This window comes from Mesorhizobium sp. (assembly GCF_005063415.1).
Lineage (GTDB): Bacteria > Pseudomonadota > Alphaproteobacteria > Rhizobiales > Rhizobiaceae > Mesorhizobium.
On the sequence record NZ_SUEG01000089.1, the window covers coordinates 1 to 22471 of the forward strand.

Consider the following 22471-nt stretch of genomic DNA (forward strand, 5'->3'; position numbering starts at 1 on the left):
CCGGCCGACAGTCCGATGCCGCCGATCACCGCCACCAGCACGATGTCGTAGAGCAGCGTGGAATTGACGATGCGGGTGTTGATCGAATGCAGGCTGGCGGCGGTGAGCAGGCCGGCCACCAGCGAGACCAGGGCCGACAGCACGTAGCGCAGCACCAGCATCGGGCGCACTGGAATGCCGATGTTGCGCGCCGCGACCGGGTTGTCGCCGGCGAAATAGACGTAGCGGCCCCATTTGGTGTAGCGCAGGAACAGGAAGAAGGCGAAAGCCAGCCCGGCGAAGACAAAAACCTCGACCGGGATGTCGAGGAAGCGCAGCCCGCCAAGCAGCTCTACCCAATGGCCGGGCGGCACTGGCACGGCGTCCTGCGTGATCAGTTGTGAACGCACATAGCCGAAGACGAAGGATGCGGTCGCCAGCGTCACGAAGATCGCCGGAACCTCGGCGTAGGCGACCAGGATTCCGTTCAACAGCCCGATTGCGAGAACGCCGGCGAGCACATAGGCGAAGGCCAGCCCGTCGGATGTCCCCGAATTCAGCAGTTGCAGATACCAGGCGACCGACATCGCCATGATCGCCACCGCCGACAGGTCGATGCCCCTGCCGATTATGACGACCGCCATGCCGAGCGCCAGTATGCCCAGCACCGAGACCGAGCGCACGATGGCAACGAGATTGTTCGAGTTGATAAACCCGGGCAGCCCGAACGCGGCGGCAATGAACAGCACAACCGCGATGGCAAAGACAATGCCCTCCTGGTTCAGGCTTCTCCAGTTCAGCCAGCCGGTCGCGTTCATTGCCCGCTTTCACCCGCGATGGCTACGCCCTGCTCCCTCTGCGGCCATCGGAACGAAAGCTAATCGGCTCAAGACCAATTCGTCAAATGAATCCGCGCATTGCAGGCCGGCTTGCGAGGAAATTCTGCGGTTGGACGCACCGATTGGCGAGGCTGGCGCAATGCCCGGAACTCAAGCCCTTTTGCAACTGATCGCGCCGATCGGACCGCTGGCAAAAGTTTGTTCCAGGACGAGCGGAGCAGGCAGAATTCACGTCCGCGCTCGCCGCGCAGGTTCTGCGTCAAATCCGCAAAACATGGCCCGAGACCTCGGCGCCGGCTATGTGATGCCCGCGTGTCTCATGCAGCTTCGATCTTCTCCAGGAACAGGCTGAGCTGGTCCGGATCCATGTGCACGACGTGCCTGTCTTCGGGATACGCCAGGCTGTTCACATCGGCGACATATTCGGAAAAGGCGGCGATGCGTTCGGCCTGCAGGCGATCGTATTCGGCGGCGAAATTGCGATAAACCTTGGAATGGCGCGGCATGTGGCCACGGTTCTGGCCGAGGATGTCGTCTGCGAACAGGTATTGCGCATCGCAGCCGGTGCCCGCCCCCATCGACAGCATGATCAGCGACGTGCGTTCCGAAATCGCCTTGGCCACCTCGACCGGCACCACTTCGATCTCGGCGCCGATCGCGCCGGCGGCCTCCAGTTGCTTCACCGCCTCGAACACCTGCATGGCGGTGTCGGCGGTCTTGCCGACGGCCTTGAAGCCGCCGGTCCAGGTGGCGCGCGACGGGATGAGGCCGACATGGCCGATCACCGGAATTGCGTCGTCGGCCATCCGCTTGATGGTGGCGTAGCCGGCGCTGCAGTAGACCGCATCGGCGCTGGCCTTGTAGAGCCGGAACGCCCAGCGGACGAAATCGTCGGCCGTGCCGATCTCGAAGAAATTCTCGCCCGGCATGGTGAATAGGCTGGGTGCCGCATCGCGGTATTGCGGATTGAGCACCAGCTCCGGCGGCACCGAGACGATATCGACGCCGGCGCGTTCGGCGGCCTCGGCCTCGTCCATCGTCAGCACGCGCAGCATGGTCAGCTGCCGCTTGCCCTTCATGGCGCGCAGGTCTGCGACGGTCGGTCTTTTCCGGCTCATGGATTTTGGTCCCCTTTGCTACGTGACAGAACGCCGGTCAGGCGATCTGGATCATCACCTTGCCAGCTTCCACCTTGACTGGATAGGTCGCGAGATTGACGCAGACGGGAGCCCCTTTGGCCTGGCCGGTCTTGTAATTGAAGCGCCCATTGTGCTTTGGGCATTCGATGATGTCGTCCATGACAAGCCCATCGGCCAGATGCGCCTTCTCATGCGTACAAAACCCGTCGGTGGCGAAAAACTCGTCGTCCGGCGAACGGTAGATAGCGAAGGTGCGGCCGCCATGGTCGAAGCGGATGACGTCTTCCTCTTCGACATCGTCCACGGCGCACGCTTCGACCCAATCGGCCATTTCTATCTCTCCCGAAATTCCTGCGGTGCCTACTCAGCCGCCGCCGACATGTTCACTTCGTGGAACTCGCCACGATAGGGCCTCGCCGTTAGTGGCAGTTCGCGCTTGAGGAAATAATCCTCGTATTTGAGCTGCCTGAACAGGACCGGCCAGACCTCGCGATAGGCATGCCACATCGACGGATTCGGCTCCGGCAAATCGTGCTTGATCAGTTCATGCAGCTTGGGCAGCGCGTGATACGGCACCATCGGGAACATGTGGTGTTCGACGTGGTAGTTCATGTTCCAGTAGATGAACCGGCTGATCGGGTTCATGTACACGGTCCTGGTGTTGAGCCGGTGGTCGACGACATTGTCGGCCAGGCCGATATGTTGCAGTAGGCCGGTCAGCACCATGTGCCAGGTGCCGTAGAGGCGCGGCACCCCGATGAGCACCACCGGTATCCATGACCGCATGAAAACGGCGAGCGCGACCGTCGCGATGTAGATGGCGATATGCCAGCGCGCCGCGATGACGGCCTTGTGCTGTTCCATCTCGGGAACGTAGCTTTTCTCGTCGGGCGTCAGCTTGCCGAACGCCTGGCGTACCAGCGCCGGAAGCGAATAGCGGAAATCGAGGATACCGGTGAAGGCCAGCGCAGCACGCAAAAGATCCGGCGGGCGCATCACGGCGATCTCGGCGTCGCGGCCGACGATGATGGTGTCGGTGTGGTGGCGGGCATGGCTCCAGCGCCAGGTCACCGGGTTGCGCATCAGCATGAAGCTGGCGATCTGGTAGACGACATCGCTCATCCAGCGCGTGCGGAAGGCAGTGCCATGGCCGCATTCGTGCCAGCGCGAGTCGCTGGACGAGCCGTAGAGCACGCCGTAGACGAAGAAGAACGGCAAGCACCACCAGGTGCCCCAGAAATAGATGGCGCCGGCGGCGGAGCCGAGTATAGCGACCATCCAGATGATCGTGTCGCGGATCGCCGGGCCATCTGAGCGCTGCATCAACTCCTTGATCGCCTTGCGGGGGACATCCGTGTGGTACCACTCCGCTGAGGCCAGTCCCGTCTCGATCGCGATCCGCGTGCTTTCGCCGACCAGGCTGTAATCGCGTTTTACCGTGCCAGCCATTGTGACCTCCAATTCCCGATCGGCCGCGAGCCCTCCCCGCTCCGGCCGGAGCCAGCCTCCCAACTGGTGTCCCGTATCGTCCTCGCCCTTATCACGACCTGCCTCCAAGAACAGGAAAATGGCCCGACGGCCGCGGGTAGTCCTCTCGCGGTTGTCTGGCAATCGCCGCGATCCGGCTCTCGGCGGCGGCGATCTCGCCGGCGCCGTCGAGCACCCGGAAGACCGCATCGTAGGGGCGGCTTTCGCCATGCTCCAGCCAGATCATCTCGCCGCGTTCGCGCGCCGCTAGATTGCCAAGCACATGATGCGTCGATGGCTCGATCCCAAGCGCGTACTGCCCGGCCTGGAAATTCTGCCATTGATAGGCGCAGGGCAACTGATTCTTGCGCGTGACCACCTCGAAGCCGAGACCGAGACTGTCGTTGACCACCGCCACAGGGACTTCGCCGGTGCTGTCGGCGCCGAGTTCGTGCTGCCAGACCTGTTCGCTGAAACGCGGCTGCGGCGCCGGGACCGTGCGATAGCCGACCTTTTGCGCCTCATAACGCTCGCCGGCATGCCCGGCCCAAACGACATCCCTTATCGGCGCCAGATAGCGCGAACCCTCATCGAGCACGGGATGGCTGACATTGACGTGGTAAAAAAACATATGCGGTGTTCGGTTGAAACCGTGATTGACGACACGGTCCGAAATCCGGATCTCGTTGCCGCCGACATCGGCCTCGATCCGCCGCATCAGGTGCAGATCCTCACCGAATACAGTCGATTGCTGGACGATGCCTTCGGCCCACAACACGCAGCGGTCGCCGTCCCAGGTCTCGCCGTAGCCGGTCAGCCGCGCCGGGATGGTGCTGATGCGGCCATGCAGCGAGTGGCGCACCGTCTTCTTCGGCGGGTAGTTGTAGGTGTCGGCGGGTACCTCGTTCATGAACAATATATGGTCGAGGCCGCAGGTCAGCAAAAGGCCGGAAAACGACCGCGCCCAGGCCAGCCCCTCCTCGCCTTCATATTCGTGCAGGCCGGGATGGCGAAAGCCGCTCGGCGAATGCCAGCCGATCGCCTGGCCCTTGAAGTCACAATCGGCGATATCGAGCGCCCGGTCGACGAGCGCGGTGAAGCGCAGGCCGGAGCCGGTGCGGAATTCGAGCATACGGATGCCGCGCTCGATCCCGTCGCCAAGCGTCATCAGCCGCACGCCGGCGAATTGCGACAGCATGCCCGAGCGTTCCGAGACCTGCCGGCGCGACAGCGTCTTGCCGTAAAGCTCTACCATGTGACGGCCAGTTCCTTCACTTTGCGCTCGTCCCTCACTTCGCTCTCGTCTCCTTGAGCAGGGCCGACATGTCGGCGCCGGTGATAATGCTTTCCACGGTCAGCAGATCGGTGTCGGCGACCGTCTGCTCGGCGACGATCTCGCCGCGGCGCATGACGATAATGCGGTCGGCGACCTGGAAGACGTGATGGATATTGTGAGTGATCAGCAACACCGAATGCCCGGCGTCGCGGACTTCCTTGACGAAGCGCAGCACGCCGTGCGTTTCCTCGACGCCGAGATTGTTGGTCGGCTCGTCGAGGATGATGACCTTGGCGGCAAACTGCATGGCGCGCGAGATGGCGATCGACTGGCGCTCGCCGCCCGACAGCGTGCTGACCAGCGCATCGGCATCGAGTTTTTTCGAAATGCCGACGCGCTTCAACAGAGCCGAGGCGGCATCGCGCAATTGGGCGAGATCGAGCGGCGCGAACACACCCAGCCATTTGAGGTTGACCGGCTCGCGGCCGAGGAAAAGATTGCGCGCGATGCTGAGGTCCGGTGCCAGCGAGGTGTCCTGGTGGATGGTCTCGATGCCGAGATCCATCGCATCGCGCGTCGAGCGGATGGAGACCTTCTGGCCGCGCACATAGATGTCGCCGCGATCGACGGGAAAGACCCCGGAGATCGCCTTTATCAATGTCGATTTGCCGGCGCCGTTGTCGCCGAGCAAGGCCACCACTTCGCCCTCGTTGAGCGTGAAGGAGGCGCTCTTCAGGGCGCGGACGCTGCCGAAGGACTTTTGCAGGTTCTGCAGCCGAAGCACTTCCATGATCAGCTCCTGGCGGCGTTCTTCTGCAGCAAAGCGTGCAGGATGAGCATGGCAAGTATGATGACGCCGACGAAGATGTTGTAAGCGAGCCCAGGCACGCCGATCAGCACGATGCCGTTGCGGATGCTGCGCAGTATCAGCGCGCCGACGATGGTGCCGAGAATGGTGCCTCGCCCACCGGTCAGCGCCGTGCCGCCGACCACCACCATCGCGATCACTTCGAGCTCGTAGCCGGTGCCGGCCACCGGCGAGGCGGCAGAGATGCGGAAGGCGCTGATCATGCCGGCGAGACCGGCCAGCACCGAGGTCAGGATGAACAGCCAGATCTTGACCGCATCGGCCGGCACACCACGCGCCACGGCAGCGTTACGGTTCGAGCCGATAGCGCTGATCCAGTTGCCGAGCTTGGCGTAGCGCAGCACGTAGATCGCCAGCAGCGACAGGCCGATGAACCACCACAGCGAGGTATAGAAACGGAACGTTCCGATACTAAAGCTGCCGGCCAGCAGCGTCACGAAGAAGCCCGGCTGGTCCCAGGATTTCAGCGGAAACCCTTGGGTGATGTAAAGCGCTGCCCCACGCACCACCAGCAGCATCGACAGCGTCACCAGGAAGGAGGAGATGCCGATCTTGGTGACGATCAGCCCGTTGATCGCACCGATCGCTATGCAGAGCAGCAGGCCGGCCAGCAGCGCGACGCCAATATCAACCCCGCCGTTCTGCACCAGAAGCATGACCACGACCGGCGCCAGCCCGAATACGGCACCGACCGAAAGATCGAACTCGCCCGCCGTCAAAAGCAGTGTCATGCCGAGTGCGATGATGCCGAGCTCGGGCAGGAACGCCATCATGTTGGAGATGTTGAGCGGCGACAAGAAATTCGCGTCGGCGATCGCGAACACCGCAAGCAGCACGATCAGGATGACGAGCGAAGAGAACTGCGGCGAGCGGATCAGGCTCGACCTGCGTTTGGCACGCGGCATTTCCTCTTCTGCGGCAATTGTCATGACTGCGTCGAACCATACGCCAGGGTGACGCCCGCCGCCTGCGCGGCGGACGTCAATTTCCATCATTTGTTGTAGAGTTTCAGGATCGGTTCGACGCTCGAGGCGTCGTAGAGGCTGAACGTGTGGATGTCGTAGCCGATCGGTTCGCCAGCGGCGGCCAGCCCGAGCAGCGCCACCGGCATGAAGCCCTGCGCAGACGGGAACTGCCAGGCAGCCGCGTTGACGAAACCGGCCTTGACGGACTCGGCCGTCTCCTTCGAATTGCCCCAGCCGACGACCGGGATCTTGCCGGCCGGCACGCCGGCGCCGTCGAACACCCGCTTGACGCTGGCCGCAACGGAATCGCCGAGCGCGATGATTGCCGGTGGGTTGTTGGCCACCATGTAATCGGTCATCTTGGCAATGATGCCGGCTGGATCGGTGCCGCAATCGACGACGTCGTATTTGATACCGAGCGGATCGAAGACGCTGGCGATGCCTTCGGTCTCGAGCTGCTGGTAGCTGGCGCCCGGCACTTCGACCGGCAGGAACACCTTGTCGCCCTGCTTCACCATCTTGTGGTCGACCAGATATTTGGCCCAGATGACACCGGCTTCCTTCAGGTCGGCGCCGACATAGGCCTGCCGGCCGGTCGCCGGATCGTCGGTGTTGAAGAACACGATCGGGATACCGGCGGCCTTCGCTGCCTTGACCTCCTCGGTCCACAGGCCGGGCTGCGCCGAGGTGGTGGCGATGCCGTCCGGCTTGGCGGCGAGGGCCGAGTTGAAGGCTTCCTTCTGCGCCGCCATGTCGCCGCCGCTGAACGAGATCTTGCAGGTCACCTTGAGCTGGTCGCACGCCTTGGTGGCGCCGGCATTCCAGTCGATCCAGAAGGCATCCGACGGCCCGCCATGCGACAACAGGTAGAACGTCTTCTGAGCGTCCTGCGCCGCCGCCGGCGTACCCAGCGCAACACCGGCGAGAACCGTCGCCGCGGCCGCGATTTTCAACGCGAATTTCAACATTCTCTTCCTCCCTTGTTTCGTAACCGAACCGCGCCATCACAGTCCGTTGGCGCGGAATTTCCCGTCGAGGAATTTCTTGGCGCGCGGCACGTCGTCTTCCGAAAGATGCTCGATGATGACTGGGATGTTCGGGTGCTTTTCGGCCAGCCGCTTGAGATAGAGGTCGTAATTCAGCGAACCGAGGCCGGGCGCCGGCAGTTCGATCTCGCCGACGCCGCGGAAGGTGTGGCTCTCCAGCGCGTCCTCGTCGCCGATGTCGGCGTGCTTCTCCGATTTGTCGCCGCCGGAGCGTTTGACGTCCTTGGCGTGGGCTATCTTGATCTTGTCGGTCAGCGTGTCGAACACCTGGTTCAGGATCTGGTCCATCCTGTCGATGTTGTGGGTTTCGAAATAGTTGGTCGGGTCCATCAACAGGCCGAGGCCTGGGTGGTCGACCTGCGCGAACATCCTCACCGTCTCTTCGACCGAGCCGACGACATTGTTGACATAGGTTTCTAGGAGGAAGACCGCGCCATGGTCATAGGCGGTCTGGGCAAGGTCGGCGATGACCTTGCGGCATTCCTCAAAACCTTCCTCAGTCTTGTTCTTCGGATGATGCACCCAGTCGGACTCGGTGTTGTAGGTACCGGTTTCCGAGATCACGTAAGGGGTGCCGAAATGGCGTGCGTTGCGGATGATCTCCTTCAAATAGCCGACGCGCCTCTCGCGCTCGCCCATATCCGGATGGATGATGTTGGTATAGCCCGACACACAGCAGATCGGCAGATTGTGGTCGCGGAACGTATCGCGGACGGTCTTGGCCTTGTCCCTGGTGATCTGCCCGGCGGACAGGTCGATATCCCTAAAATGCAGGTCAAGCTGCACGGTGTTGAAATCGAGCGCACGGATCTTCTGCGCGGTTTCCTTGAGGCCATACGGGAAATAACCCGTGAAGATACCTGCCTGCATCATGATGTGAAGTCCTCCCTGTAAGTGATTCAGTCAGTTGATATTTCGGAAAGTTTGACCGTCCGGCCCATATCGATCGAGCGGTAGCCGGCTTCGACCAGCGCCATAGTCTTGACGTTATCGGCGACGGACAGCGCCGGCGGCTCGCCCGTCTTGACCGCGTGCTGGAGCTGCTCCATGACGCCGATGAAGGCATGCGGGAACCACATCGTGTTCCAGCTTGGCGTCACCCATTTACCGCCGGTTGTCTCGGTCGAGGCATAGGTCAGCGTCGAGGCAGCGCCAGTCGGCCAGCCGATGGTGCCCTTGGCGACGCCCTTGGTGCCGTCGACGCGCCAGTTGATGTGCTGGTCGTCCTTGTAGCCCTCCTGGCGCGGACCGGACCAGACATCCTCCAGCGATACGGCAAGCACGCCGGACGGGAACTTGATCGTCGACACGGTGATGCCGTCCGAATGGTCGAAGCGGGTGCGCGGGTCCTTGCGGGTCAGGGTGGTGATCTCCAGGGGATCGCCGAACAGGAAGCGCAGTACGTCGAGATGGTGGACGCTCATATTGGCGAGCGTCAGCCGGTCATAGTCCTCGAGGAAGCTCTGCCAGTGCGGGATCGCATGCATGTCGATCTGGGCGAAAACGATGTCGCCGAGCGCGCCGCTGTCGATGATCTGCTTCAAGACGCGCATCGACTGGTCGTAACGCATGTTCTGGTTGACCGAGAGAATCTTGCCGGTCTTGGCCGCCTCGTCACGCAGTTTGACAGCCTCTTCGAGGGACAGCGCCAATGGCTTCTGCGCCAGGATCGCCTTGATATGCGCCTGCTTCAGAGCATCGCGGATCAGCGCTGGCTGCTGGTCGGGCGGAAAGGCAAGATCGATGATCTCGATTTTTTTGTCCTCGATGAGCTGTTCCGGCGTGTCGTGGACGGTCGGGATATCCCAGCGTTTGGCGACCTTCTCGGCACTGGCCTTGGTCCGCGAGGCAATCGCCACCACCGGAAAACCGGCTTCCTTGTAGGCGGCAAGGTGACATTCGGCCATGATCATGCCGGCGCCAACGCAGCCGATCTTGTATTCCCTGGTGCGGACCTTAACGTCCGGCTCGAAGCCGTTGCTTGCCATATGTTCCTCCCGAAGCTCGTCCCTTGCAGCCGCCGTCATCTTTCCAGCGCTCCCCCGCTTTGCCCGAAATAATGCACCCTGCCCGGCTCGCAGGATATTGCCACCATCGCGTCCGGCCTGATGTCCGGCTGGCCGCGTAGCAGCGCCCGCAGACGCGCCTGCCCGGCGGCGAGTGTCACCACGGTGTAGCCGCCGAGCGGCTCGACCTCGAACACTCGCGCCGGGCGGCCCGCGCCCCCCTCCGACCAGGCCCTAACCTTGAGGTCTTCCGGCCTGAGTCCAATTTCCACGGCATCGGCCGGGGCGCCGGTATCCGCGATGCGGATCGTGCCTTCCGCCGCCTCCACGCCTTCAGCGCCGTGCACCGACTTCAATATATTCATCATCGGCGAGCCGAGCAGCCGCGCTACATAGGTGCTGGCCGGCCGGTCATAGATCTCGGCAGGCGCGCCGATCTGCCTGATCTTGCCGCTCTCCAGTATGGCCATGCGGTCGGCGACCGACATCGCCTCTTCCTGGTCGTGCGTGACATAGATCAGCGTCTTGCCGAGCTCGCGCTGGATGCGCTTCAGCTCGACGCGCGTCTCCTCGCGCAGCCGGGCGTCGAGCGCCGAGATTGGATCATCCATCAGATACGCGACAGGATCACGCACCAGCGCACGGGCGATTGCCACACGCTGCCGCTCACCTCCGGAAAGCTGCGCCGGCGGCTTGTGCAGGATATGGCCGATATGCAGCTTAGCCGCGACGTCGGCGACGCGTTTTTCGATCTCGGCTTCGGCGACCCGGCGTTCGACCAGCGGAAAGCGGATGTTGTCGCGCGCGCTCATATGCGGAAACAGCGCCAGGTTCTGGAACACCATGGCGACATTGCGCTCCGCCGGCGACACCGTGTTGACCGGCTTGCCGCCAATCAGGATCTCGCCCATATCGGGCGTTTCCAGGCCGAGTACCAGGCGTAGTATAGTCGACTTGCCCGACAGCGGCGGCCCGAAGAAGCAGAAGAACTCGTTGTCGTTCACCGCGAACGACGCATCGTCGACGGCCAGCGTGCCGCCATAGCGTTTTGTCACATTACGGAAAACGATATCGGCCATCTCAACCTGCTCTCAACGCAAGGCCGGAGGCGGCGTCGAAGACGCGCACCGCCTCCGCGGCCGGTGCGACGACTGCCGTTTGTCCGATCGCCAGTCCGACATCATTGTCGAACACCGCCTTCACCGCGATCTCGCCCTCGCCAAGATGGACGATGGTGCGCGCGCCGATCCGCTCGACGAAACTCACCGGCATAGACAGGCCACGGCCGCCTTCAGTCAGCCTCACCTGCTCCGGTCGAAAGCCATAAAACACCTCGCCGCGCATCCGGCGTGCGGCATCGGCGATCTCGACCGGCAGCGGCGGCGTCGCCCCGAGTGGGCCGAGATCGATGACCAGGCCACGGTCGCTTTCCGCCGGCCTGCCCTTGAGCAGGTTCATGCCCGGCGCGCCGATGAAGCGGGCGACGAAGACGTTGGCCGGGTTGTTATAGACTTCGAGCGGCGTGCCGACTTGCTGCAGCACGCCATGGTCCATCACCGCGATGCGGTCGGCCATGGTCATCGCTTCGAGCTGATCGTGGGTGACGTAGACCATGGTCTGCCGGAACTGCCGCTGCAGATGCTTCAGTTCGGTCCGCATCACCGCCCGGAAGGCCGCGTCGACATTGGAAAGCGGCTCGTCGAGCAGGAAGATCGCCGGCTCCATGATCGCCGAACGGCCGATCGCCACCCGCTGCAATATGTTGACCGACAGCCTGTCGGCCTGGCGGTCGAGTAGCGGCGTCAGCTGCAGCATCTCGGCAATGGCGCCGACGCGGCGGTCGATCTCGGCCTTTGGTGCGCCGCGCATTTTCGGCCCGTAGGCGAGGTTCTGCCGCACGCTCATGTGAGTGAAGATCGCATAGTTCTGGAAGACGAAGCCGACGCCGCGCCGCCCCATCGGCACGCCGGCCATGTCGCGCTCGCCGAACAGGATCTTGCCGCTGGTCGGCTCTTCCATGCCGGCGATCATGTTCATCGTCGTCGACTTGCCGCAGCCAGACGGCCCGAGCAGCGCCATGAACTCGCCGTCGGCAATGGCCAGGTCCATGGTCTTCAGCGCGGTGAAATCGCCGAATTTCTTGACCAGGTTCTGCAGGTGGATGGTGCTCATGCCGCCACCTCGCGAACCCGGGCCATGCGTTTCATGGCAAACACCGCGGCGATGGACAGCACGATCAGTATGGCCAGCGCGATTGCCGCCACATAGCCCCAGATCAGGTCCTGGGTGGTGAGCTTGTAGATGTAGACGGAGATGGTTTCGGTTGCGACGCCGGGACCGCCGCCGGTCATGATGTAGAGCGTGTCGAAGATCTTGAAGTTCTCGATCACCCTGATCGCGAGCGCGATGATGATGATCGTCTTCATCTTCGGCAGCACGATGGTGACGAAGCGCTGCCACGGGTTGGCGCCGAGCAGCGTCGCCGCCTTGATCTGGTCCTCGGGCACGCCGACCAGACCGGCAAGCAGGATCAGGAACATCAGCGGCGTCCACTGCCAGATGTCGGCGACCATGACGGCGATGAGCGCCAGCGTCGGGTCCGACAGCCAGGCAATGGTGACGGGAACGCCTGACATCGCCGACAGGATGTCGTTGACCGGGCCGCCCGACTGAAACAGCATGAAGAACATGTAGCCGGCCACCGCCGGCACCACCATCATCGGCATCAAGAGGATCGAGTAGAAGATCCGCTTGCCGGGGAACTCGTCGGCAAACAGCGTCGCGAGCGCCAAGCCGAGCAGGAACTCCGCCGGCACGCAGACGATCATGACGATAGCCGTGCGCTTCAGCGCACTCCAGAAGCGCGCGTCCGCGGCAAGGTCGGTGTAATTGGCGAAGCTGTTCCACATCGACCAGGCGTTCCACCAGCCGGTGCCCGACAGCGGCGACCAGTCGGTCAGGCTGATATAGAGCTGCATCAGGAGCGGGAAGACGGCGATGAACAGCACCAGGATCTGCGCCGGCAGGGTCAACCGGAAGCCGAGCCGTGCGCCCTCGTCCGGCAACACCGACGCCGCTTTGGAGGCTTGCATGTCGCCCTCCGAAATCGTCGCTGTCACCGCGCTCATTGCTTGAGCGCCCCGAAGGTCAGCCCGCGCACCAGATGGCGCTGGATGGCGATGCCCATGATGACAGGCGGCACCGCGGCGATCAGGCCGAGCGCTGCCTTGGCGCCGTAGAGCTGGCCGGTCATCGAGGAGGACAGCGAGGCCATGTAAACAGGGACCGTCACCCATTCGCGCGTCGTCAGAAGCAGCGCAATCAGATAGTCCGACCAGTTGAGGATGAAGACGAACAGCGCGGCACTGGCCAGCGGCGCGCGCATCATCGGCAGCGTGATGCGGGTGAAGACACGCCATCGCGAACAGCCCTCGACCAGCGCCGCCTCCTCGATCTCGCGCGGCATGTCGTCGAAGAAGGTCTTCATCAGCCAGAAGGCGAAAGGCAGCGTGACGATGCCGTAGATCAACGACAGCCCCCACCAGCTGTCGGTGAAGTTGAGAAAGGCCCACATGATCATCACCGGGGTCATGACCGCCATCGGCGGAAACAGGCGAAGCTGGATCAGCGCCAGCGGCAGGTTCTGGCCCGAGCCGAAGCGCGACAGCCCGTAGGCCGCCGCGGTGCCCGCCGACATGGCGATCGCCGTGCCGAATGTGGCCGACAGCAGCGACGACAGGATCGGCTTCAAGGCGGTGCGGTCGAGGGCGACGATCAGATTGTTGGTCGATTCACCGAAGACGAAGCGGAAATTGCTGAGTGTCGGGTTCTTCGGCCACCATGTCAGGTCGGCGCCGGTCGCCGACCATTCGGCGATCGGCTTGAACGCCATCGACACCATCCACAGGATCGGCACCAGCGTCACCGCCATCGCCGCAAAGATCGCGGCATAGCGGAATATCTCGAAAGGAACTGAACGCTTCATCTTGCGGCTTTGCTGGGTCTTTCGTTGCCGAGGGGAAGAGCGACCGCTCCTCCCCTCCTTGGTAGGATCCTGGAAGGATCAGGCGATCGGATCGAGGACGGTGGGCCAGGCCTCCTTGTTGGTCTTGATGGCTTCGAGAAGCTTCTCCTCGCCGGTACGGCGGGCAATCTTCTTCCACTCGGCCTCGGTGTCGGCCATCGCCTGCTCGGCCGTCTTGGCCTTGGTCAGCGCGGCGACTAGGTTCTCGTCCAGCGCATTGTGGAAGGCGGTGGCGCCGGGATAGTTGATGGTGGGCACGGTGCGGGCGACCGTCTCGCGCACCACGTCCATGTGGTAAGCATGATAGGTCTGGCGAACCAGCGGATCGGAGAAATCCGATAGCCGGAACGGATCGAAGTAACCGCCCGGATTGGCGGTCATCCAGGCGTAGATGCGGCTTGAACCCAGCCACTGCAGGAACAGGTAGCAGGCCTCCGGATTCTTGGCTTGCGAGGAAACCGACGCCGACAAATTGAGCCACAGCACCGACCGGCTGACCAGCTTGCCGTCGATCTCGCGGCCGGGCGGCAGCATCGAGCCGATCTTGCCGGTGACAGCTGAATCCTTGTTGCCGGCATTGTCGAGGAATTTCGGCAGATTGGAGAAGGCGCAGGTCATGGCCGCACCGCCTTTGGCGAAATTGCCGTACTGCTCCGGCCAGCCCCAGGAGATCGCATCCGGCGAATGGTGCGAAAGCGAAGCGATGTACTCGCTGGTCGCCGCGATACCTTGCTCCGAATTGATCAGCGGCTTGCCGGTATCGTCGAACAAGAACTGATTGGGCGAAGCCATTGAGACATAACGCTGATACCAGTTGGTGTAGCCCCAGCCCTGGTTGCGCAGATCGGTCGAGCCGAACAGGCCCTTGCCCGGGCGCTGGAAGAAGGCCGCGATCTCGTCATGCTGCTTCCAGGTCTTCGGCGCCGCCAGTTCATAGCCGTATTTGTCGGAGAAGGCCTTCTTCTCGTCAGCGTCGCCCAACAGATCGGTGCGGTAGACCCATGTCTGGAAGTCGCCATCCAGCGACACGCCATAGGTCGAGCCGCGATACTGATTGAGCAGCGAGACGCCCTTGGCGCCGTCGACATAGCCGCGCTCGGGATCGTCCCATTCCGGCTTGTATTGCGCGACGAAGTCGTCGAGCTTGAGGATGCCGCCGGTTTCGGCAAGGTCGCCAAGACGGTTCCATTCGACCGCGTAGATGCCATACGCCCCACCCTTGGTGGAGATGTCCTGCATCGTTTTGGTGAATTCCTGGCCGTTGGGCACACCGACGATCTCAAGCGGAATGCCGGTTTCCTTTTCCCAGAGATCCTTGATCGACGGCGCGCCGGCCGGAAACGGCTGGGTCAGCTGGCCGATCGAGCCGTCGGACAGGCCAAGTACGATCTTAGCCGGCGCCTTGCCGGCGCCCTTCATCGCCTTGGCCGCTTCGATGGCGCGACCCTCCGGCGTATCTGGCCCGTACTGATAGCGCTCCGAGCCGTCGAAGCCCGTCGGGCCACCGATCATGCCGGGCGCCAGGGCATCGGCCGCATAGGCACGGCTTGGGCGAATGAATTTCGGTGCAATACCTGCGGCGGCAACAAGGACTGCCGCCTTTCCACCGGACGCCAGCAAACGGCGCCGCGACACGCGGATCAAATTCGACATTGAAACTCCTCCCTCAGGGCCTTGTTCCTCCACGGCCCTTATGATGGATATTGACGGAACTATACGAAGCCTGTCAACATCATAAATAATCAAGATACCTCATAATATCTCAAGGGAGGGAGAGAATGGCGTGTATCAAGGCACTCACACTGAAGCCGGTGCTTGAATTTGAGGGAGGCCGGCTGCCCACCTCCCGGCTTTGGTCCGATTGGGCATTTTGGTGTAGCGCAGCGGCTTGCACATCGGCCAAGGCCGGTTACATCATTTCCCATCAGAATCGCGGCTGGCGATGAAGCCGCCGCTTCGACAGCGGACCCATGAAATGCGTGATCTCGATGCGCCCCTGGCGCATTTTGGAATGAGGTGATCGACAGTGCGATCCACCCTGACAGACATAGCCCGGGAAGCCGGCGTTTCCGCCGCCACGGTCGACCGTGTGCTCAACAACCGCGCCGGGGTCAGGGCGCGCACCCGCGAGGTCGTGCTCGAAACGGCGCAACGGCTTGGCTATATCGCTGAAAATTCAAATAATCCGAGCTCGCTCCACGCGCTGCGCGGTGAGGTCATACGGCTCGATTTCGCCCTGCCCGCCGGCACCAATTCCTTCATCAAGATGCTGCATCGCCAGATCGAGGCGCAGGCGCAGTCGCGGCCTGAGCTCGACGTCCGCGTCGCCACCATCGAAGGCTTCAATCCGGACCGGCTTGCCCGTCTGCTGCAGGAACTGCACGGGCAGACGCAAGGCGTCGGTGTGATCGCGCTCGACCATCCGACGGTCCGCGAGGCGATCCGCTCGCTTTCTGCCAGCGGCGTCAAGGTCGTCACCATTGCCTCCGACATCCTGCATGTGCCGAGGGTTGCGTATATCGGCATCGACAACCGCGCCGCCGGCCGGCTCGCCGGCTACCTGCTCAACCGCTTCATGGGCGCAGGGCGTCCGGGCAAGGTCGCGCTGTTCGCTGGTTCGCTCTCCTACCGCGGCCACGAAGAGCGCGAGATGGGCTTCCGGCACATACTGACGGAAGAATCGCCCAATCTGCAGATCGTCGAGATGCGCGAAATGCTCGATGACAGGGAAAAAGCCTATTCGGAGGCCTCCGCCCTGCTGGACCGGCACCCGGACCTGGCCGCCATCTACAATGTCGGCGCCGGCAATACCGGCATCGCCCGCGCACTCAAGGAGCGCGGGCGCGCACTGTCGACGGTCTTTCTCGGCCATGAGGTGACGGAAGGCACCAAGGAGCTTCTGCTCGACGGCACGCTCGACGCGGTCATCGACCAGAACCCGCGCGTCGAGGCCCGCGAAGCCCTCAACACCTTGACCCACGCGGTCGGGGGGTTGCCTTACGAACTGCACCAGCCACGGCTGCAGGTCATCTTCAGAGAGAGCATCCCGGAGATATGAACCAAGTGAAGCACGGGATGCGTCCCAAATTCATAATCGCTCGGGCAGATTTTGGCGGCCAGATCAACGGGCCGACTGAGAATCTTCGATCAGGCTCAGGCCTGTAAAATTAAGTTGACTACTATCATCATGTTTTAATAAGTACGCCTGCCCGGCCCGCGTGCCGAGCTTCTCCATCATGCCAGCCAGGGCCAACGGCCGCCGCCAGCAATCTTTGCTTTTCCGGGGCTGCACGCATGAAACTGTCAAGCAACAAGACCTTGATGGCGAGCACCGCGGTCGCCTTCGCGCTCGGACTGTGTGCCGTGCCCCTAGCCGCCGCGCAGGAGCCGGAGAAGAAGGGCGCCGCCGCCAAGACCGACCGGGCGGTCAAGCCTCCCCAGCAGGCTAGAACTGGGCAGAACGAGCCGACCGTGCTTGACCTGATCACCATCTCGGCGACGATGATCAAGACCGCGATCATCGAATCGATGGCCGCCATCAGCGCAATCGATCAGAAAGAGCTCGACCGCATCCAGACTGACAGCGCTGCCGACATTTTCCGCACCACCCCCGGCGTTGCCGCTTCGATGAACGGCGATGATCCGGCGACCGCCATCAACATCCGCGGCCTCGAACAATATGGCCGCGTGGTGGTGACGCTCGACGGCGCCCGCCAGGATTACTGGCGTGTCGGCCACGGTTCCGGCTCGTTCTATGTCGAGCCGGAACTGATCAAGGAAGCAACCGTCATTCGCGGCCCGGTCTCGAACGCCTATGGCTCGGGCGGCATCGGCGGCGTTGTCTCCTTCGAAACCAGGGATGCCGGCGATTTCCTCAAGCAGGAGGAACGCTGGGCGCTGAGCGAGAAGCTGGGCTATGAGGATAATGGCGACGGCTTCACCACCAGCACCACCGGCGCCTACCGTTTCAGCGACGACGCCGACATCATCGGCAACCTCATCTATCGCGACCGCGACAGCTATACCGACGGCAATGGCGACATGGTGCCATGGACCGGCGAGAGCATCACCAGCGGCTACATGAAGGCGACGCTGCGGCCAGCCGACGGCCACGAGCTGAAGCTTGGCGCCATCCCGCAGCGCTACAATGACCAGATCGCCGGATCGAGCGGCTCGACCTCGCCGACGCTGAGCCGCTACGATACCGACACGACCAACCAGACCTACACGGCAGCCTATGCGTGGAGGCCGGACGACAACGCGCTGATCGACCTCAGTGTCAACGCCTACCACAACCGCACGCGCGCCGAGCAGACGCAGGTCTGGCCGGTTTCGGCGATCGGCAACTTCCGCTACTACGAGGTCGCCACCACTGGCTTCAACCTGAAGAACTCCTCACGTTTCGACGCCTGGGAGTTGGCACATACCCTCACCTATGGGCTCGACTACTATTATCTGGCGGCCTCGTCGGAGGCCGCGCATTTCGGTTCGGGCGAGCAGCAGGGTTATGGCGGTTTTCTGCAATGGCAGGGCGACTACAGCGACTGGCTGCAGCTCATCGCCGCCATGCGCTATGACGGCTACCAGCTTGACGGCGAAACAAAGACCGTGCCGCCGGCGGAAGCCTCAATCTCCGGAGACCGCTGGTCGCCCCGCCTCACCGTCGGCGTGACGCCGTTGGAAGGCTTCCAACTCTATGGCACCTATTCGGAAGGCTACCGGGCGCCGGGCCTGCAGGACGTCTATCGCGGCGGCGGCGCGCATGGCGGCGGCGACAGCTACCAGCCCAACCTGCTTCTGCAGCCCGAAACGGCGAAGAATTGGGAAGCCGGAATCAATCTGAGATATGACGATGTGCTGGCCGCGGGCGACCTGGTTCGTGCCAAGGTCAACGTCTTCCACACCGCCGTAGAAAACTATATCGACGTCGACCTCACCGTGTTGTCGCGTATGGCAATCAACATCGGCGACGCTCGGCTGAAGGGCATCGAGGCCGAAGCCGTCTACGACTATGGCTGGGGGTTCGCGAACCTCGCCGGCGCCCTGATCGATGCCAAGGTCGTCAGCGGCGTCTATTCCGGCCAGGCACTGAACAACACTCCGCTCGACCGCTTCTCGGCAACCGTCGGCTTCCGCATGCTGGAAGACCAGCTCACCGTCGGCGCGCAATATCTCAGCGTCGGCAAGATCACCCGGACAGGGCGCATCAATCCCGACGCGCCGACCGTGGTCGATGACGGCTTCGACCTCGTCAACGTCTTTGCCAACTGGCGCATCAACGACCACGCCAAACTCGATTTCAGCGTCGATAACGTCTTCAACACCGCCTACACCGACCCGCAAAGCGCCTGGTCGACGACGGCGGCGACGGAACAGGGCAAGGGCCGCACCTTCAAGGTGGCGCTGACCGGCAGGATCGGAGGTTGAGAGTGAGCGAAGCATCGGCGAGCGGACTGGCCTGCGAAGCGCGCTTGAACCTGCGCAACCTGCCGCATTACATCAACCGCATCAGCGACAGGCTGCAGAGCTTCGATGCCGATGCTTCGCAAGAGGGGCAGCGGCTCGACTTCCGCTTCGCCTTCGGCGACGCGTCGCTTGATATGGAGCGACTGGTGATGCGGGCCAACGCCGCCGACCGCGACGGGCTGGCCCGCATCAAGGACCTGCTGGCCACCGCCGTCGAAGTCTATGCCAAGGAAGAAAGTCCCGAGATCGTCTGGACCGGCGATCTCGCCGAAGAAACCCGCCTCGCGCAGTTCCGTGAGATGGTCGTCACCCAAGTCGGCGACCTGACCCCGCGCATGCGCCGCATCCGCTTCGCCGGCGAGGATCTGACGCGCTTCGCAAAATTCGGCGGCATGCATATCCGCGTGCTGTTCCCGACCAGGGACGTGCCCGATCCGCTCTGGCCGGTGCTCGGCAGCAATGGCCTCCCCGGCATGGCCCTCGGACGACAGGCGTCCGGTGGCGCGCGTCTACACCATCCGGGCCCTCGACGTCGAAAAGGGCATCATCGAGGTCGACTTCCTCATCCACCCCGGCGACAGCGTCGGCGCCCGCTGGGCCATGCAGGCGGCGCCCGGCATGAAGATCGGCATCATGGGGCCGGTCGGTCGTCCGGTGCGACCGGCGTCATGGTATCTCATGGGCGCCGACGAAACCGGCCTGCCGGCGCTGGCCCGCATGCTGGAGACGCTGCCCGCCGAGACCAAAGGCGTGGCTTTCGTGAGATCGCCGACCATGGCGAACGGCAGGTCATCGACAACGCGACCGGCATTGAGCTGCACTGGCTGCCGAGAAATGGCGTGCAGGCCGGCACCGACGACAGGCTGGCGCGTGCCATCCAGTCGGTCGCATGGCCGACCGGTTCGGCATTCGGCTGGTTCGCGGCGGAAGCGGCTGCTGCCAGGACGGTGCGCGAACACTGGCGCGGTACACTGGCGCTCGGCCGCAACGAAACACTGGCCGCGGCCTATTGGCGGCGGGGCGCGGCGGGACTGATGGCCGGCTAGAGCTTGCTCACCATCGCTTGCGCATCTTCGCCCAGATCGATTGCGATCCGGTCGCCGGAGACAATGCCTGATATCTCGCAGACGACCAGCGGCATGCTGATTTCATAGAGGAATTCGGCAACGATGGCGCCGACGGCAAGGATTGGGTCCGGCCGCTCCAGGATAATGCCGGCCGGCGCCGTGCCCCTGCGGATCGCTTCGGCCAGAACCGAAGACGAGGACGACGAGCCGCGCCCGCCCGGCATCACAAGGATTTTGCCGGCGATATTGCCGCGGAGGTTCGGGTGCGAATGGTCGATGATGTCGCCTGTTTCGACGTTGATCCCGCCCCAGAAGCTGAGCGCCTGCGAAAGCACCAGCGCCGGGCCTTGTGCCGAGCCGGCAAGGTGGAATGTACCGGTTCTGTCCGGCGCCTTCATGGCGCGGCTCGCACGACGCGGCCGGCCGCAGCCGAGCGGACGCAGTCTTCCATGTCACCGAAGGCTACCGAGACGCCGATATTGCCAGGTGCGTAATGCGCCCATTTGCCCGAATTGGTCATCACCACGCCGTCGAGGCGCTCGAGGATTGCGGTGACGTAAGTGCAGGTGTCGGCGACCGGAACGAGGCCGAATGCTTCCATGCCGACCAGTGCGCCTTCGTCCTGCAGCCGCGCCAGTGTGGCACGCCCTGTGTTGACATAGATCGGAACGCCCCTGCCCGGCGCGATTTCGCGCAGCAACGGCAACAGGCGCATCCATTCCTCATAGGAGAAATGCGGCGTGCCCAATGACACGGCCGCCAAAGGCGCGCCGTCAGCTACGCTCGATAACCTGGCCAGCGCATCGTCGAGGTCGGCACGCGTGATGCGGACTGTTTCCTCTGGCCCCATGCCATGAAACGCCTCTTCAAGCGTGTTCGCTTCCGGCGTGATACCAACCGCGTGGAACAGCGCAACGGCCCCGGTCGTCGCGGCGGCGGCGCCCAGCGCTTTCAGCTGATCCTCATCGCGCGGTCTTGGCAGGCCCGAGATCACGGGGATGCGATCGCTGCTTGCTTGCCCGATGATAAGCCCGACGGCAACGAACAGGCTGTCGCTCGGTTCTGGGTCAGAACCGACCAGCTCGAACAGAACCTGGCCGCGCCGGTTTTCGCTCAAGTGCAGCCCCCAAGCCGGCGCGCGCCCGGTGATGGCGCAGCACAAATCGATGAAATCGCCATAGCGGTTGGTCCGCGCTCCGATCACCGAATTGGCAAAGACGATGGCGTTGGACTCACCCCAGGCGATCTGCTCGCCGAACCCTGGCCGGAACCGAGTCTGATAGGGTGCGCAGGTGAAGGTCGCCTGGCAGCCGAGTTCCAGATGCGCCTTCATCAGGCGGCGCGCCGGTACTTCTTCGGCGGCCGGCATCTTCACCAATCCGGGATGGATCAGATCGAACGAGCCGACGTTCAGCGTCGTCGGCACCCGAACGCGGCCGCCGCCCTCGATCAGCCTTTCGACGAAATCGAGGCTGGCCTGGCCGTGATAGAGGCAGCCGTCGATATGGGCACCAGAAATATCGAGCAGCTTGCGCGCACCGACTGCCTTGGAAACAGCGACCAGGATCTTCATGGCGGCAGCCGCGGCATGGTCTTGCTCGCCTTGCAGCATCGACTGGTCGCCCGCATTCAATTCAAGCGACATCGAGTATTCCGCTTCGCACTTTGCCCGACCATGCTTTCCCCGATTGCGGACCGCCTGGCAAGACTGAAGGATTGGATCTGCTAGCTCGCGGCGATCAGCACCGTACTCTCCGGCGACCAACGCAGCACCACCTCTTGTCCTTCAGCCAGCTTTTCGATGCCGGTGTTCTGCACGATGACCTTGATTGTCTGGCCATCCCGATCGACAAAATACGTGCTGTTGTTGCCGGCGAAGATACGCTTGGAGACCCGCCCCGTGAGCATGTTGGGATGGGCTCGGTCCGGAACGCCGGCATTGGTGGCGATGCGGATCCGTTCGGGCCGCACGGCGCAGCTCGCCTTCATGCCGGCGACAAGCGTAGCCCCCGCGCCTGCGGCAATCCCCGTTCCGTCAGGCAGCCGGATGCCCGTACCAGTGGCGTTGCCGCGAAGGATGTTGGCGTCGCCCAGGAAGGTGGCGGCAAACTCACTCTTCGGCCGATCGTAGATCTCCTCGGGCGGGCCTTCCTGCACCAGCTTGCCGTCGCGCAGAATGCCGATACGGTCGCTCATCGTCAGCGCTTCTTCCTGGTCGTGGGTGACGAAGATGGTGGTGATGCCGATCTCGCGCTGGATGCGCTTGAGCTCGATCTGCATGTCGACGCGCAGCGCCTTATCCAGCGCGCCGAGTGGCTCGTCGAGCAAC

At 63.1% G+C, this 22471-nt stretch carries 20 protein-coding genes and 2 pseudogenes; 4 read left to right on the top strand and 18 right to left on the bottom strand.

All coding sequences use genetic code 11. From position 1 onward, the window contains the following. From E5W70_RS21285 to E5W70_RS21355, 15 genes are all read right to left on the bottom strand, one after another. Positions 1–797 (bottom strand): ABC transporter permease (locus E5W70_RS21285; RefSeq protein WP_292661949.1); only part of this gene is annotated, 797 nt, incomplete at its 3' end. A 338-nt stretch (positions 798–1135) separates the two neighbouring features. After that, positions 1136–1936 carry a 3-methyl-2-oxobutanoate hydroxymethyltransferase gene (locus E5W70_RS21290; protein ID WP_023675787.1) on the bottom strand — a complete coding sequence of 267 codons (801 nt, stop codon included), beginning with the start codon at positions 1934–1936 and terminating at the stop codon, positions 1136–1138. 37 nt (positions 1937–1973) lie between these two features. Further along, positions 1974–2288, bottom strand: coding sequence for a MocE family 2Fe-2S type ferredoxin (locus E5W70_RS21295; protein ID WP_023675786.1), 315 nt, complete (start codon positions 2286–2288; stop codon positions 1974–1976). 29 nt (positions 2289–2317) lie between these two features. Beyond that, positions 2318–3406 (bottom strand): fatty acid desaturase family protein, encoded by a 1089-nt coding sequence (locus E5W70_RS21300; protein ID WP_292661955.1) that lies wholly within the window; start codon positions 3404–3406, stop codon positions 2318–2320. Between the two features lie 91 nt (positions 3407–3497). Continuing rightward, positions 3498–4679: an aldose 1-epimerase family protein gene (locus tag E5W70_RS21305; RefSeq protein WP_292661958.1), complete on the bottom strand. Its 1182-nt coding sequence runs from the start codon at positions 4677–4679 to the stop codon at positions 3498–3500. A gap of 34 nt (positions 4680–4713) precedes the next feature. Then, on the bottom strand, positions 4714–5496 hold the full coding sequence (locus E5W70_RS21310; RefSeq protein WP_254820537.1) for an ATP-binding cassette domain-containing protein: 783 nt from the start codon (positions 5494–5496) through the stop codon (positions 4714–4716). Next, entirely contained in the window at positions 5493–6497 is a 1005-nt protein-coding gene (locus tag E5W70_RS21315; RefSeq protein ID WP_292661961.1) for an ABC transporter permease, read from the bottom strand. The genes E5W70_RS21310 and E5W70_RS21315 overlap by 4 nt, the downstream gene beginning before the upstream one ends. Before the next feature lie 62 nt (positions 6498–6559). Next, positions 6560–7501 (bottom strand): substrate-binding domain-containing protein, encoded by a 942-nt coding sequence (locus E5W70_RS21320; RefSeq protein WP_292661963.1) that lies wholly within the window; start codon positions 7499–7501, stop codon positions 6560–6562. A gap of 36 nt (positions 7502–7537) precedes the next feature. Further along, complete coding sequence (locus E5W70_RS21325) at positions 7538–8452, bottom strand: sugar phosphate isomerase/epimerase (protein WP_292661966.1); 915 nt, start codon at positions 8450–8452, stop codon at positions 7538–7540. A 26-nt stretch (positions 8453–8478) separates the two neighbouring features. Beyond that, positions 8479–9567 carry a Gfo/Idh/MocA family oxidoreductase gene (locus E5W70_RS21330; protein WP_292661969.1) on the bottom strand — a complete coding sequence of 363 codons (1089 nt, stop codon included), beginning with the start codon at positions 9565–9567 and terminating at the stop codon, positions 8479–8481. A 35-nt stretch (positions 9568–9602) separates the two neighbouring features. Beyond that, on the bottom strand, positions 9603–10664 hold the full coding sequence (locus E5W70_RS21335) for an ABC transporter ATP-binding protein (RefSeq protein WP_292661971.1): 1062 nt from the start codon (positions 10662–10664) through the stop codon (positions 9603–9605). A 1-nt stretch (position 10665) separates the two neighbouring features. Continuing rightward, positions 10666–11757 carry an ABC transporter ATP-binding protein gene (locus tag E5W70_RS21340; RefSeq protein ID WP_292661974.1) on the bottom strand — a complete coding sequence of 364 codons (1092 nt, stop codon included), beginning with the start codon at positions 11755–11757 and terminating at the stop codon, positions 10666–10668. After that, complete coding sequence (locus tag E5W70_RS21345; RefSeq protein ID WP_292661977.1) at positions 11754–12713, bottom strand: sugar ABC transporter permease; 960 nt, start codon at positions 12711–12713, stop codon at positions 11754–11756. Before E5W70_RS21345 ends, E5W70_RS21340 begins: the two co-directional genes overlap by 4 nt. Continuing rightward, positions 12710–13570: a carbohydrate ABC transporter permease gene (locus E5W70_RS21350; RefSeq protein WP_292661980.1), complete on the bottom strand. Its 861-nt coding sequence runs from the start codon at positions 13568–13570 to the stop codon at positions 12710–12712. The genes E5W70_RS21345 and E5W70_RS21350 overlap by 4 nt, the downstream gene beginning before the upstream one ends. Positions 13571–13648: 78 nt before the next feature. Further along, complete coding sequence (locus tag E5W70_RS21355; RefSeq protein WP_292661982.1) at positions 13649–15262, bottom strand: extracellular solute-binding protein; 1614 nt, start codon at positions 15260–15262, stop codon at positions 13649–13651. 373 nt (positions 15263–15635) lie between these two features. Between E5W70_RS21355 and E5W70_RS21360 the strand changes: the two genes are divergently transcribed. The 4 genes and pseudogenes from E5W70_RS21360 (at position 15636) to E5W70_RS21375 (ending at position 20121) form a co-directional block, all read left to right on the top strand. Then, entirely contained in the window at positions 15636–16667 is a 1032-nt protein-coding gene (locus tag E5W70_RS21360) for a LacI family DNA-binding transcriptional regulator (protein WP_292661985.1), read from the top strand. Between the two features lie 236 nt (positions 16668–16903). Then, positions 16904–19036, top strand: coding sequence for a TonB-dependent hemoglobin/transferrin/lactoferrin family receptor (locus tag E5W70_RS21365; protein WP_292661987.1), 2133 nt, complete (start codon positions 16904–16906; stop codon positions 19034–19036). 338 nt (positions 19037–19374) lie between these two features. After that, a pseudogene (locus E5W70_RS21370) lies at positions 19375–19524 on the top strand (siderophore-interacting protein); the annotation flags it as partial. 10 nt (positions 19525–19534) lie between these two features. After that, positions 19535–20121: pseudogene (locus E5W70_RS21375) on the top strand (siderophore-interacting protein). Here the strand turns inward: E5W70_RS21375 and E5W70_RS21380 are convergent. The 3 genes from E5W70_RS21380 to E5W70_RS21390 all read right to left on the bottom strand — a co-directional run. Further along, a complete protein-coding gene (locus E5W70_RS21380; RefSeq protein ID WP_292661989.1) occupies positions 20118–20540 on the bottom strand; it encodes a DUF126 domain-containing protein in 423 nt (140 codons plus the stop codon). The pseudogene E5W70_RS21375 and the gene E5W70_RS21380 overlap by 4 nt on opposite strands. Then, positions 20537–21787, bottom strand: coding sequence for an aconitase X (locus tag E5W70_RS21385; RefSeq protein WP_292661992.1), 1251 nt, complete (start codon positions 21785–21787; stop codon positions 20537–20539). The genes E5W70_RS21380 and E5W70_RS21385 overlap by 4 nt, the downstream gene beginning before the upstream one ends. An 80-nt stretch (positions 21788–21867) precedes the next feature. Continuing rightward, the coding region (locus tag E5W70_RS21390; protein ID WP_292661995.1) for an ABC transporter ATP-binding protein at positions 21868–22471 on the bottom strand (604 nt) is incomplete at its 5' end.